A 12,898-nucleotide genomic window follows, 5' to 3' on the forward strand; every position below is an offset into this window, starting at 1 on the left:
TCGGCGCACTGAATTCGAATGGGGGATCCTTCATGAACACGCCCGATCTTGCCGCATGGTGGATGCCTTTCACCGCCAACCGTCAGTTCAAGGCGAGCCCGCGTCTCCTCGCCGAAGCGCGCGGCATGTTCTACCGTTCGGACGATGACCGCGAGATCCTCGATGGCACCGCGGGCTTGTGGTGCGTCAACGCCGGGCACGGGCGCGACGAGATTGCCGATGCGGTCGCGCATCAGATCCGCACGATGGATTTCGCCCCCGCCTTCCAGATGGGCCATTCCATCGGCTTCGAGTTCGCCGGTCGGCTTGCCGAAATCGCGCCCGCCGGGCTTGGTCACGTGTTCTTTACCGGCTCGGGCTCGGAATCGGTCGATACCGCGCTCAAGATCGCGCTCGCCTATCAGCGCGCCATCGGCCAGGGCACTCGCACCCGCTTCATCGGGCGTGAGCGGGGCTATCACGGCGTGGGCTTTGGTGGCGTTTCGGTCGGCGGCATCCTCAACAACCGGCGCGTGTTTACCAGCTTGCCCGGCACCGATCACTTGCGCCACACCCACGATCCCACGCGCAACCGCTTCACCTGCGACATGCCCGAACACGGTGCGGAGCTTGCCGACGATCTCGAACGGCTGGTCCAGCTCCACGGCGCAGAGACCATCGCAGCGGTGATTGTCGAGCCGGTCGCGGGTTCCACGGGGGTGCTTCCCCCGCCGAAAGGCTATCTCGAGCGCCTGCGCGAGATAGCGACGCGGCACGGCATCCTGCTCATTTTCGACGAAGTGATCACCGGCTTCGGCCGCCTTGGCACGCCGTTCGGTGCGGACTATTTCGGCGTGACACCCGACATCATCACCACTGCCAAGGGCATCACAAATGGCACCCTTCCGATGGGCGCGGTGTTCGCCAGCGACGCGGTGCACGATGGCATCGTCAAGGGGCCTGAAAACCTCATCGAGCTGTTCCACGGCTACACCTATTCCGGCCACCCCGTCGCCTGCGCGGCGGGGCTGGCGACGCTCGACATCTACGCCCGCGAGGGGCTGCTGACGCGCGGCGCGGACCTGTCGGGGCTCTGGGCCGACACGCTCCACGGCTTGCGTGATGCGCCCCATGTGATCGACGTGCGCACGATCGGCCTTGTCGGCGGGATCGAGCTTGCCTCGCGCGATGGTGCGCCGGGTGCGCGGGCCTATGACGTGTTCACCGATTGCTTCCGCGCGGGCCTGCTGATCCGCGTGACGGGCGATATCATCGCGCTTTCGCCGCCGCTGATCATCGAGCCCGATCACATGGGCCGCATCGCCGAGACGATCCGCGCCGCGCTGGAACGCGCCGAGTGAGGAAACTGTTTGCCGCAGCGGTGGCTGTACTCGCTGTTCCTGCCGTTGCTGCGGCCCAGCCCATCGGCATGAGCGAGACGGAGCAGGTGGCGCCCGCCGTCCCGCCGATTCTCTCAGCGCAGGGGCGGGCGGAGACGGAGAACCGCATCCTCACCGAGCGGCTCGAAATCGTGATCCCTGCGATCATGCGCGCCGAAGGCATCGACCTCTGGCTGCTGGTGGCGCGCGAGTACTTCGAGGAGCCGGTGGTCGCCTCGATGCTGGATGCGGAAAACATGCACGCGCGCCGCCGCACGATCCTGATTTTCCACGATCCGGGCGAGGGTAAACCGGTCGAACGGCTTACAGTCAGCCGCTATGGCCTTGGTGGATTGTTCCAGCCGGCGTGGGATCCGGCCAAGCAGCCCGATCAGTGGCAGGCGGCGGCGGACATCATTGCGGCCCGCAACCCGGCGAAGATCGCGGTCAATATCTCGGACCTGCACCAGTTCGCCGATGGCATGACGGTGAGCCAGTATGACAAGTTCACTGCCGCACTGCCGGCGGCGCTGCGCCCGCGGATCGTGAGCGGCGAAGGGCTCGCCATCCGCTGGCTGGAAACGCGCACGCCTGCCGAGATGGCGCTCTATCCCGCGATCGAACGCATGGCCCATGCCGTGATCGGCGAGGCCTTCTCGCGCAAGGTCATCACGCCGGGGGTGACGACGGCGGAGCAGGTGCAGTGGTGGTATCGCGATCGGCTGCTGCAGCTTGGACTCGATGCCTGGTTCCACCCTTCGATCGCCATCCAGCGCGCGGGCGCGAAAGGCATGCTTGAGGGCGCGGAAGTGATCCGGCCGGGCGATCTGTTGTGGACCGATTTCGGGATCACCTATCTGAGGCTCAACACCGATACCCAGCACCTTGCCTATGTGCTGAAGCCGGGTGAGACCGAGGCGCCTGCGGGGCTGCGTCAGGGTCTGGCGAACAGCAACAGGGTGCAGGATGCGCTTCTGCGCCAGTTCGCAGTCGGGCGCAGCGGCAACGAGGCGCTGGCCCGGGCGCGAGCAGAAGCCTTGGCCGCCGGGCTTGATCCCTCGATCTACTCGCACCCCATCGGCCTCCACGGCCACGGAGCGGGCCCATCCATCGGCTTCTGGGACAACCAGAACGCCGATCCACGCGGCGACGCACCGATCCGCGCGAACACGGCCTGGTCGATCGAGCTGACCTCGTACGCCGCAGTGCCCGAGTGGGGCGGCCAGCGAGTCGATTTCCGCGCCGAGGAGAATGCCTTCTTCGATGGCAAGACGGTGCGCTTCATCGATGGGCGCCAGACCAGCCTGACCCTCATTCCCTCGGCGCCATGATCCATTTTGGCCACATCGGCCCCAAGCCGTTGTTGCTGACGATCATTGTTGTAGTGTGCAGCCATTCGCATGGAGGCGAGCCATCATGTTCGATTTTCTGAGGAAGCAGTTCGTCGATGTCATCGAGTGGCTCGAGCAGCCGGGCGACATCGCATGGCGGGTGCCGTTTGCCGATCACGAGATCCAGCATGGTGCCCAGCTGACGGTGCGTGAGGGGCAGATCGCGGCGTTTCTCAACGAAGGCACGCTCGCGGACTATTTCGGTCCGGGGCTCCACACGATCGAGACCGCGAACCTCCCGCTGCTGACCAATCTGATGAACTGGGACAAGGGCTTCAAATCGCCCTTCAAGTCCGATGTCGTGTTCTTCTCGCTCAAGGAGCAGCCGGGGCTGAAATGGGGGACCGCGCAGCCGATCACGGTGCGCGATGCCGAGTTCGGCGCGCTACGGCTGCGGGCGTTCGGCTCGTGCTCGTATCGCCTTAACGAAGTGGCGCCCTTCGCCTCGCGGGTGCTGGGCACCATGGCGGGGGTGACAGCCGCCTCGCTGGAACCGCAATTGCGCGGCGCGATCCAGACCTCGCTCGCGTCGGCGCTGGGGGGCAGCGGGATTGCCTTCCTCGATCTCGCCGCGAACCAGCAGGCGCTTTCGGACCGGATCAAGGCCGAAGTCGACAAGGCCTTTGCGCAGTGGGGGCTCACCTGCCTCTCGTTCTACGTGGAGAGCATTTCGCTGCCGGACGAAGTGCAGGCACACCTCGACAAGGCAAGTTCGATGCGCGTGCTGGGCGATCTTGGCACCTACACCCGTTTTCAGGCCGCCGAGGCGATCGAGACGGCGGCGGGCAATGAAAGCGGCATGGCGGGGCTTGGCGCGGGGATGGCCGCGGCGACCGCGCTGGGCGGCGCGATGGCGCAGGGGCTGGGGGCGCAGGGGCTGGGGGCGCAGGGGCAGGGGGCCCAGGGGTTGGGGGCCCAGGGGGCGGGGGCTTTTCCTGCGCCCGCACCCGCACCAGCCGCGCCGGTTGAAGATCCGGTCGCGATGATCGAGAAGCTGCACAAGCTCGTGACAATCGGCGCGCTGAGCCAGGACGAGTTCGACGCCAAGAAAGCCGAACTGCTCGGCCGCATCCGCTGAACGCGCGCGGATCGGGGGCGTGGATAACCTGACGTGTCCGTCCTGCGGAGCCGCGCTGCCCGTGCGCGATCCGGCTCTGCCCTATTCGACCTGCGCCTATTGCCAGACGCTGGTGCGGCGCGCGGAAGGCAACGTGGAGGCCGTGGGCACGGTTGCGGTGTTGCCGGCCGATGTCTCCCCGATCCAGATCGGCACCACGGTGAGCCGCGATGGCATTGCGGCGACGGTGGTCGGGCGGGTCCGCTGGGGCTGGTCGGACGGCTCATGGAACGAATGGTTCCTGCGCGCAGCCGATGGGCGCGCGTTCTGGCTGGGCGAGGCGATGGGTATGTACATGCTCACCTCGGAGTACCCCGCCGTGCTGGACGTGCCGGGGATCCGCAACTTCGCCGAAGGCAATCCGATGGCGGTAGACTGCACCGTCAAGGCTGGCGGCAAGTGGCTGACCGCGAGCGACATCAAGGAAGCCTCGTGCCTTGGCAGCGAGGGTGACCTGCCCTTTCCGACCTTGCCCGGCTGGACGATGACCAACGTCGATTTCCGCAATGCCGCCGGCGATGCGCTCTCGGTCCAGCGCGATGCCGATGGCACGACCGCGTGGCTCGGCGTGTGGAGTGATCTTGGCGGGCTCAAACCCGGCAACTTGCGACAGATCGAGGGCTGGACCATGCCAAGGGCATTGGCGTGACCGAGCCTCGCGCGGTGACCTGCCCCTCTTGCGGTGGATCCATCGAGATCAGGGCGGCCGGCTACACGGTCACGCTTGCGTGCCGCTATTGCGGTTCGTTGCTCGACGTGGCGAACGAGGACGTCCGCCTGATCACCGCCTATCGCCGCGCCGCGAAGAACTTCGCGATCATGCCGGGCGCGCGCGGCACGCTGTTCGATGTCGAGTGGGAAGTGATCGGCGCGCTCCGCCGCCGCAGCGGCAGCGCCGTCTGGCAGGAGTTCCTGCTGTTCAATCCCTATTCCGGCTACCGCTGGCTCGTTGCGGCCGATGGCGAGTGGCAGTTCGGCACGATGCTGCTCGACAGGCCAGAGGACGACGGGATGGCAGTCTCGTGGCGCGGACGTTCCTTCACGCTGGAGGATGACGCCGAGATCGAGACCACGGCCGTGGTCGGCGAATTCTATTGGCGCACCGCACGCGGCGACACGGTGCAGGGCGCAACGTTCGCCAATGGCCGGGAACAGCTTTCGCGCGAGACGTCTGCGGACGAGGTGACCTGGACCCAGCTGATCCCGATCACCACCGAATGGGTTGAAGAGGCCTTCACGGTTGAAGAGCGCCACATGCCGCGCGCGCCGCGCCCGGATCTGGCGGAAGGTTTCCGCAAGGCGCCGGGCATGGAGGAGAGCGATCTCGGGTTCATGTTCTTCTCCGCGATGATTGCGCTGTTCCTGATCTTCGTGGTGCAGATGCTGCTGAGCGGCCCGCGGGTCTGCGCCGATGGCCGGGCGACGGTCGAGGTCGGGGCCGCGACGAGCGCGCACCGCATCGGCACCATCGAAGTGCGGCGCCCCTGGCAGATGGTCACCATCACGGTCGACAGCGACAGTTTCAACAACCGCTGGGTCGATCTCGACTACAGTCTCGTCAACCGCAAGACGCAGCAATCAATCGATGCCTACGGGATCGTCGAATTCTATACCGGGACAGACAGCGACGGCCCGTGGAGCGAGGGCAGCCACCATGCCGAAACGCTGATCTCGCAAGTGCCGCGCGGCACCTATGACGTCTTCGTCGATGCGGGCTCACACGGCTGGCCGTCCGACCCGGTGCCGGGTTCCATTGATCCGGCAAATCCCTGGGGTTCGGGCGAAACCGTGGCGCTATGGTTCCGCTCGTGTACCGGCGGCTTTTCGTGGGGCATGTTCTGGCTGATGGCCGTGCTGCTGTTCAGCGTGCCGGGCGTGATCCTCTGGTGGAGGAACCGGGACTGACATGACCAAGCGCATGACCCTGTTCACTGCCTGGTGCGCGCTGCTGGTGCTCATGTCAGCCATCAGCACCTGGTATGGCTGGACCCCGTTTTCCGATGAGGAACGCTCCGGTTCCACATCCGGCTACTATCGCGGGCCAACCCATAAATGACGGCCCTGTTCAACTCCCTGACTTCACCGCTTTCGCAGGAGCTCTGCCCATGATCACCCTCGATGTCTTTCTCGCCACCGTGCTTTACGCCGGCCTTGGCATCGTCATCTTCATTGTCAGCTTCGTGCTGGTCGACCGGCTGACCCCGGGTGAGCTGTGGCGCGAGATCATCGAACGCAAGAACGTTGCGGTGGCGCTGCTCGCGGGCGCGGTCGCGATCGGCATTTCCAACATCATCGCCGCAGCTGTGCATGGCTGAAACGGACGGCGTGCAGGATGGTCCGGCCGGCCCCGGCGAGGAGGGCGCGCCCGCCTCGCTTGCGGTAATCCTGCTCGTTTCGGTGCTGGTCGTTGCCACGTGCGGGCTGGTCTATGAACTGCTGGCCGGAACGCTTGCCAGCTATCTCCTCGGCGACAGTGTCACCCAGTTCTCGACCGTCATCGGCACCTATCTCTTTGCGATGGGCGTGGGCAGCTATCTCTCGCGCCACGTGCGCGCCAACGAGATCGGCGTCTTCGTCCGTGTGGAAATCCTCATCGCCGCATTGGGGGGCTGGTCGGCGGCCGGGCTGTTCCTGCTGTTCCCGCTGGTCGAGGATTTCCGCATCGCGCTCTATGGGCTGGTGGTGGCCATCGGCGTTCTGGTCGGGCTCGAGATTCCGCTGCTGATCCGCATCCTGCGCTATCGGTTTGCTTTCCGCGATCTTGTGTCCAACGTCCTCACTTATGACTACATCGGCGCGCTGATTGCCTCGCTGCTGTTTCCGCTGGTGCTGGTGCCGCGCCTCGGCATGATCCGCACCGGGTTTGCCTTTGGCCTTGCCAATGTCGCGGTGGCCATCGCGCTGCTGCTGGTGCTGCGGGGGCGGCAAAAGGTGGGCGCAGATCTCGCTGCAGCGCTCATCGTGCTGCTCTCGCTCGTGGCGGGCCTTGCCGGAGCGGACCAGATCCAGCGCTGGTCGGAGGTCGCCTTCTATGGCGAGCCGGTGATCTACGCGCGCTCCACCGCCTACCAGCGGATCGTGATCACCCGGCGCGGCGAGGACCTCAGGCTCTATCTCAACGGCAACCTCCAGTTTTCGACTCGCGACGAGTACCGCTATCACGAAGCGCTGGTCTGGCCGGTGCTGGGCCGGGTGACGAACCCGCGCGAGGTGCTGATCCTCGGCGGAGGTGACGGGCTGGCCGCGCGCGAGGTGCTCAAGGACCCGCGCGTCGCGCATGTCACGCTGGTCGATCTCGATCCAGAGATGACCCACCTGTTCCGCGACGAGCCAACGCTCGCCCGGCTCAATGGCGGCTCGCTCGGATCGCGGCGGATGACGGTGGTGAACGGCGATGCCTTCCGCTGGGTGCGGCAGGCGCGCGGGCGCTATGATGCGATCCTGATCGATTTTCCCGATCCCACCGAATTCTCGCTCGGCAAGCTCTATACCGAGAGCTTCTACCGCGAGGTGGCGCGCCTGCTCGATCCGGCGGGGGTGCTGACGGTGCAGAGCACTTCGCCGCTGGTCGCGCCGCGCTCCTACTGGACGGTGGCGAGCACGCTGGAGGCGGCGGGCCTCAAGGCGCGCGGCTATCATGCCTATGTGCCGAGCTTTGGCGAGTGGGGCTTCACCATGGCCGCACACCAGCCGCCGGGCGATGCGGTGCGGCTGCCTGCAGGCCTGCGCTTCCTCAGTCAGGCGAGCGAGCGGGCCATGTTCGATTTTCCGCCTGACATGGCTCGGCGGCCGGCGCCGGTGAACCGGCTCGACAACCAGGCTTTGGTGCGCAGTTTTGCCGAGGAATGGGGCCGTTATGACGGCTGAGCCGACCCGGCGGGAGGTGCTGAAAGGCGCGGCCGCTGCCGGGGCCGGTGCGCTGACTCTGCCGGGCTGCACGTCGCAGTCCTTTCCCGGCACGCTCGGCGGGGCGGACTGGCAGCGCGGCCACCGCGTGCGCGACCGGGCCTTTCCCGCGCCGCAGGGCCAGGCCGAAGACACAGCGATCGTGATCGCCGGAGGCGGCGCTGCGGGCCTCTCGGCAGCGTGGCGGCTGAAGGAGGCCGGGTTCGAGGATTTCGTGCTGCTCGAACTCGAGGACACAGTGGGCGGTAACGCGCGTTCGGGTCGCAATGCGGTAAGCGCTTATCCGCTTGGCGCGCACTACCTCCCCGTGCCCAATCGCGAGGCGCGGGCATTGCGCCACATGCTGAAGGGCTTCGGCATGATCATCGGCGAGGAGCAGGGCGCTCCGGTCTACGATCCCTACCAGCTCTGTGCCGATCTCGAGGAGCGGGTGCTGTGGCGGGGCAGCTGGCAGGAGGGGCTCTATCCGGCCAGCGGCCTGCATGCTGACGACGTGGCGCAGCGCGATCGCTTCTTTCGCGAGATGGCGGAATACCGCGCGGCGGTCGGCGCAGATGGCAAGCCTGCTTTCGCCATTCCCCGCGCCGGATCGAGCACCGATCCGCGCTTCATCATGCTCGATGGCATGACTTTCGCGCACTGGCTCGATGGGCGCGGCTTCACCTCGCCGGTCCTGCGCGCCCATCTGCGCTATTGCTGCCGCGACGATTACGGGACTGAGCCCGAGCACATCTCGGCCTGGGCCGGCGTCCACTACTTCGCCGGCCGCCGCGGCTGGGCAGCGCGCGGCGATGGCGATCGCGAACTGACCTGGCCCGAAGGCAATGGCCGCCTCGTCGGGCTGATGGGCAAGATCGTCGCGCCGCATGTCCGCGCCCGCCACAGCGTGTTTGCCGCCGCGCGCGAAGGGGATGAGGGGGCCTTGGTATCAGCCTTCGACCATGCCGCGGGCGCCAGCCGGAAATGGCGCGCGCGCAGTGTGATCATGGCGATGCCGCACTTCGTGGCGGCGCGCGTTGCGCCCGCCGAAACGGTCAAGGGCGCGCTGCGCTACGCGCCGTGGGTTGTCGCCAACGTCACCGTCAATCGCCTGCCCCGCGGGCGCGGATCATCCCTAGCGTGGGACAACGTCTCGACTGGTAGTGACAGCCTCGGCTACGTCGTAGCGACGCACCAGAGCGCGAGCGCAGGTGAGGGGCCGACGGTGCTCACCTGGTACATGGCTCTATCGCGCGAGGACCCGGCAGCGGCACGCAAGCTGATGGCGACGCGTTTGCTGGCGGAGTGGCAGCGGATTGTGGCGGATGATCTGCTCACGATGAACCCTGATCTGGCTGGCGCGATCGAGCGCATCGACGTGTGGCGCTGGGGCCATGCCATGGTGCGCCCGGTGCCCGGCTTCCTCAGCGACCCGGCCCGGCTGGCGGCGATCGCGGCAAAACCGCCAATGCTCTTCGCGCACTCCGACCTTTCGGGCCTGTCACTGTTCGAGGAAGCGCATTATCGCGGGGTGGCGGCAGCGGAGTCGGCGCTTGCCCATCTCGGCCACCGTTACGAAAGCCTTCTCTGAATGGCGCACCTTCCCGGCACCAGCATCCACCTGATCGCCGATCTCAAGAGTGGCAGTGGTCTCGCCGATGCGGCGCGGGTCGAGGCAGCGCTGCGGAAGGCGGCCGCCGCGGTCGGCGCGCGGCTGATTGGTATCCACGTACACGGCTTCGGTGAAGGACTGGGCGTGACGGGCGTAGCACTGCTCGCCGAATCGCACATCTCGATCCACACCTGGCCCGAAACCGGCGTGGCCGCGGTAGACCTCTTCGTGTGCGGGAAAGATGTTGATGCCGAAGCCGGGCTCGCAGCCATCGTCGCGGCGTTCGATGCAGCGGTAACCCGACTCCACCACATCGCACGCCTGCAGGCAGACTAGGCCCGCAATCAACCTTCCGATCAGCAAAAGTGGTGCCCAGAAGAGGACTCGAACCTCCACGCCGTTTCCAGCGCCGCCACCTGAAGACGGTGCGTCTACCAATTCCGCCATCTGGGCACGGGAGCGGTCGGCAAACGCGCCAACCGCCGGGTAGGAGCGCGCCGATAGGGCACGGTCTGCCCCCTTGTCAACCGCGGTCTGCATTTGCACCGATCAGGCGGCCTAACCCATTGAACCGGAGGGCGCGGGTGTGGCAAGGGGCGCGCGAACTGGAAATGGAACCGGACGTATGAGCAAGGACATCGCGCACGATCTTGACGGGCAGCTGATCGCGCTGGTGGGCGGCAGCGGGTTCATCGGCACGCACGTGGCGCAGGCGCTGCTGGCGCGCGGCGCGCGGCTTCGCGTCTGCAGCCGCCATCCCGAGCGCGGCTACCGGCTGAAGACCCTTGGCGGGCTGGGCAAGATCCAGCTTGTCGCGGTCGACGTGACCAAGCCGCACACGCTTGAAGTGGCGCTCACCGGCTGTGACGCGGTGGTGAACCTCGTCGGTGCCTTCACGGGAAAGCTCGATGCGGTGCAGGGTTCGGGTGCCGGGCAGCTGGCTGCCATCGCCCGCGCCAAGGGCGCCAAGGCGTTTGTTCATGTTTCCGCTATCGGTGCCGATGCGGGCTCCTCCGTAGCCTATGCCAGCACCAAGGCGGCGGGCGAGGCGGCGGTGCTCGCCGCGTTCCCCGAAGCGGTCGTGCTGCGTCCCTCGGTCGTCTTTGGCGAGGATGACGCGTTCATCAACTTGTTTGCCGGCCTCATCGCCAGCGCGCCGGTCATGCCGGTGTTCGCCGCCGATGCGCTGTTCCAGCCGGTCTTTGTAGACGATGTGGCGGACGCCATCGCCAATGTCGTTGCCGCGCCGGCGGCGTTTGCGTGCAAGACGTTCGAGCTTGGCGGGCCCGAGCAGATCACCATTGGCGATCTCAACCGCCGCATTGCCACGGCCGCAGGCCGCAAGCCACGGTTCCTCGAGCTTCCGGACAGCATCTCGGCCGCTTTCGCGACGCTGACCGGCTGGCTGCCCGGCGCACCGATGAGCCGTGACCAGTGGACCCTGCTGCGCCAGGGCAACGTGGTGAGCGGCACCCGGCCCGGCCTTGCCGACCTTGGCGTGCAGGCGCGGCCGCTGGGCCTGTTCCTCGATCGCTGGATGGTTCGCTTCCGCAAGGCTGGTCGGTTCGGCAGCCGGAGCAAGCCGGCCTGACAGACCGGCCCAATGCAGTAATTCGCGCGGTCTGCGTGTGCGAGCGATCTCACCACGGTGGACCGAAATCCCTTACCGCCGCCACGCAGGTGTGGCAGCTTCTCTACTGGATAGCCCGCGATTTGGCTGGCGATTTCAGGGGGATGGCGGTGGGGCGGATCAGGATGATCGCGGGGCTGGTGATGGCAGGCCTCTTCGCATGGGGCGCGCCGGCTGCAGGCAAGTGCTCGATCGGCATGGTCGCAAAGCTGCCGGTCACGATGGATGGATTGCGCGCCACCGTTCCGGTCGAGGTCAACGGCAAGTCGACGACGTTCTGGCTCGACAGCGGGGCGTTCTTCAGCCTGATGTCGAAAGCGCAGGCTGCCGCGCTGGGCCTCAGCAACACAAGCCTGCCCCCCGGCTTCTACATTACCGGCGTCGGCGGAAATGCGACGGCCGAACTCGCCACGATCAAATCGTTCAAGATCGTCGGGCAGGAGCTCAAGAACCTGCAGTTCCTGGTGGGCGGCAGCGATTTCGGTTCGGCCGTCATCGGCCAGAACATCCTTGCCATCTTCGATACCGAGTATGACCTCGCCAACGGCCATGTAATCCTGGTCAAGACCAAGGACTGCCGCGATGTGAACCTGGCCTATTGGGCGGAAAAGGGGGCCGCAGGCATGGCGGACCTGATCAAGCCCGAGAACGAACTGGCGAAGCACATCTATGCCAAGGGCACCATCAACGGCAAACCGGTCAAGCTGATGTTCGATACCGGTGCGCCAGCCACCACGCTGAGCAGTTCGGCGGCGCGGCGGCTCGGGATCGATCTTGCTGCCCCCGGCGTGGTCGAATCCGAGCGCACATCGGGCATCGGCACTAAGTTCCGGCGGACCTGGATCGTGACCCTCAAAAGCTTCGAGGTGGGCGGTGAGGAGATCCGCAACACGCCCATCCGCGTGCTGGAAGACAAGGGTGACGACCGCGAGGAAGACGTGCTGGTCGGGGCCGATTTCTTCCTCTCGCACCACCTGTTCGTTTCTCCGGCCACCGGGCACCTGTTCCTGACCTACAATGGCGGCCCGATCTTCTCGCTCACCACCGATGGCGAGATCGGCGCGCGTACCACCAGGACCGAGGGTGACTGGGCGACCCGCGCGACAGAAGCACCCAAGGATGCGGCAGGATTTGCCCGGCGCGCCAGCGGCTTTGCCGCGCGCCGCGACTGGAAGGCGGCGGTGGCCGATTATAACGAGGCGCTCAAGCTGGAGACCGGCAAGCCGGAGTACTGGCTCGGCCGGGCCGACGCGCGGCAGCGCAGCGGTGATGCGGCGGGGGCGCGCGCCGATTTCGACAAGGCGATCGCGCTGACGCCGAACAATCCCGATCTTGTCATCCGGCGCGGGTTCCTGCGCTTGCAGGAAGGCGACCAGAAGGGTGCGCTGGCCGATGCCGAAGCGGCGCTGGCCGGTTATCACGAAGGCTCGCTCGAGCGGCTCAGCGTGGTTGCGCTGTTTGACCGGCTCCGCCGCGCGGACCGGGTGCTGGCGCTGATCGACCCGATCATTGCGCTGCACAAGAACGACAACGAGCTTGGCAGCCTGCTCAACACGCGCTGCTTTTCGCGGGCGCTGGCCAACATCGAGCTCGTCAAGGCGCTGGCCGATTGCAACGGCGCGATCAAGCGGCTCGGGCCGATTGCCCCGGTGGTCGACAGCCGGGCTATGGTGAAGGTGCGGATGGGCGATCTTGCCGGCGCGCTCGCGGACTATGACGATGCGCTGGCCAAGGCGCCGAAGCAGGCCGCCTCGCTTTACATGCGCGGCTGGACCCGGCGCGCGATGGCCAAGAACGACGCAGCGCAATTGAAGCTGGCGGAGGCGGATTTTGCGGCGGCGAAGGCGGTGGACGCGGATGTTGCCGACAGATTCACGCCCTATGGATTTGCGCCCTGAGCGCAGA

Annotated in this window: 12 protein-coding genes and 1 tRNA gene; 12 read left to right on the top strand and 1 reads right to left on the bottom strand. The window is 66.6% G+C overall.

The genetic code is table 11. The annotated features are described in order from the left end of the window. Positions 1-32: 32 nt before the first annotated feature. The 10 genes from Q0082_RS12945 to speD all read left to right on the top strand — a co-directional run bounded on the left by Q0082_RS12945 (position 33) and on the right by speD (position 9,699). A complete protein-coding gene (locus Q0082_RS12945) occupies positions 33-1,340 on the top strand; it encodes an aspartate aminotransferase family protein (RefSeq protein WP_298193265.1) in 1,308 nt (435 codons plus the stop codon). Next, positions 1,337-2,689, top strand: coding sequence for a M24 family metallopeptidase (locus tag Q0082_RS12950; RefSeq protein ID WP_298193268.1), 1,353 nt, complete (start codon positions 1,337-1,339; stop codon positions 2,687-2,689). Before Q0082_RS12945 ends, Q0082_RS12950 begins: the two co-directional genes overlap by 4 nt. A gap of 85 nt (positions 2,690-2,774) precedes the next feature. Continuing rightward, positions 2,775-3,827 carry an SPFH domain-containing protein gene (locus tag Q0082_RS12955; protein ID WP_298193270.1) on the top strand — a complete coding sequence of 351 codons (1,053 nt, stop codon included), beginning with the start codon at positions 2,775-2,777 and terminating at the stop codon, positions 3,825-3,827. Positions 3,828-3,846: 19 nt separating this feature from the next. Further along, entirely contained in the window at positions 3,847-4,515 is a 669-nt protein-coding gene (locus Q0082_RS12960) for a DUF4178 domain-containing protein (RefSeq protein WP_298193272.1), read from the top strand. After that, a complete protein-coding gene (locus Q0082_RS12965; protein WP_298193273.1) occupies positions 4,512-5,771 on the top strand; it encodes a DUF4178 domain-containing protein in 1,260 nt (419 codons plus the stop codon). Before Q0082_RS12960 ends, Q0082_RS12965 begins: the two co-directional genes overlap by 4 nt. 1 nt (position 5,772) lies before the next feature. Further along, positions 5,773-5,922 (top strand): hypothetical protein, encoded by a 150-nt coding sequence (locus Q0082_RS12970; RefSeq protein WP_298193276.1) that lies wholly within the window; start codon positions 5,773-5,775, stop codon positions 5,920-5,922. 49 nt (positions 5,923-5,971) lie between these two features. Then, positions 5,972-6,181: a DUF350 domain-containing protein gene (locus Q0082_RS12975; RefSeq protein ID WP_298193280.1), complete on the top strand. Its 210-nt coding sequence runs from the start codon at positions 5,972-5,974 to the stop codon at positions 6,179-6,181. Next, positions 6,174-7,733, top strand: coding sequence for a polyamine aminopropyltransferase (locus Q0082_RS12980; protein ID WP_298193283.1), 1,560 nt, complete (start codon positions 6,174-6,176; stop codon positions 7,731-7,733). The genes Q0082_RS12975 and Q0082_RS12980 overlap by 8 nt, the downstream gene beginning before the upstream one ends. After that, a complete protein-coding gene (locus Q0082_RS12985) occupies positions 7,723-9,342 on the top strand; it encodes an NAD(P)-binding protein (protein WP_298193284.1) in 1,620 nt (539 codons plus the stop codon). The genes Q0082_RS12980 and Q0082_RS12985 overlap by 11 nt, the downstream gene beginning before the upstream one ends. Then, positions 9,343-9,699, top strand: a complete 357-nt coding sequence (speD, locus tag Q0082_RS12990; RefSeq protein WP_298193287.1) for an adenosylmethionine decarboxylase — start codon at positions 9,343-9,345, stop codon at positions 9,697-9,699. A gap of 30 nt (positions 9,700-9,729) precedes the next feature. Here the strand turns inward: speD and Q0082_RS12995 are convergent. Next, a tRNA-Leu gene (locus Q0082_RS12995) sits at positions 9,730-9,816 on the bottom strand. A gap of 172 nt (positions 9,817-9,988) precedes the next feature. Between Q0082_RS12995 and Q0082_RS13000 the strand changes: the two genes are divergently transcribed. Beyond that, positions 9,989-10,954, top strand: a complete 966-nt coding sequence (locus tag Q0082_RS13000; protein WP_298193289.1) for a complex I NDUFA9 subunit family protein — start codon at positions 9,989-9,991, stop codon at positions 10,952-10,954. A gap of 89 nt (positions 10,955-11,043) precedes the next feature. After that, on the top strand, positions 11,044-12,891 hold the full coding sequence (locus Q0082_RS13005; protein ID WP_298193291.1) for an aspartyl protease family protein: 1,848 nt from the start codon (positions 11,044-11,046) through the stop codon (positions 12,889-12,891). Positions 12,892-12,898: the final 7 nt, after the last annotated feature.

The sequence above is a fragment of the Novosphingobium sp. genome (assembly GCF_027489515.1).
In the GTDB taxonomy this organism is placed as follows: Bacteria; Pseudomonadota; Alphaproteobacteria; order Sphingomonadales; family Sphingomonadaceae; genus Novosphingobium.

Coding starts and splice junctions, on each gene's coding strand:
- Q0082_RS12945 (WP_298193265.1), top strand. CDS start 33: ATGAACACGCCCGATCTTGCCGCATGGTGGATGCCTTTCACCGCCAAC.
- Q0082_RS12955 (WP_298193270.1), top strand. CDS start 2,775: ATGTTCGATTTTCTGAGGAAGCAGTTCGTCGATGTCATCGAGTGGCTC.
- Q0082_RS12970 (WP_298193276.1), top strand. CDS start 5,773: ATGACCAAGCGCATGACCCTGTTCACTGCCTGGTGCGCGCTGCTGGTG.
- Q0082_RS12975 (WP_298193280.1), top strand. CDS start 5,972: ATGATCACCCTCGATGTCTTTCTCGCCACCGTGCTTTACGCCGGCCTT.
- Q0082_RS12980 (WP_298193283.1), top strand. CDS start 6,174: ATGGCTGAAACGGACGGCGTGCAGGATGGTCCGGCCGGCCCCGGCGAG.
- Q0082_RS12985 (WP_298193284.1), top strand. CDS start 7,723: ATGACGGCTGAGCCGACCCGGCGGGAGGTGCTGAAAGGCGCGGCCGCT.
- speD (WP_298193287.1), top strand. CDS start 9,343: ATGGCGCACCTTCCCGGCACCAGCATCCACCTGATCGCCGATCTCAAG.
- Q0082_RS13000 (WP_298193289.1), top strand. CDS start 9,989: ATGAGCAAGGACATCGCGCACGATCTTGACGGGCAGCTGATCGCGCTG.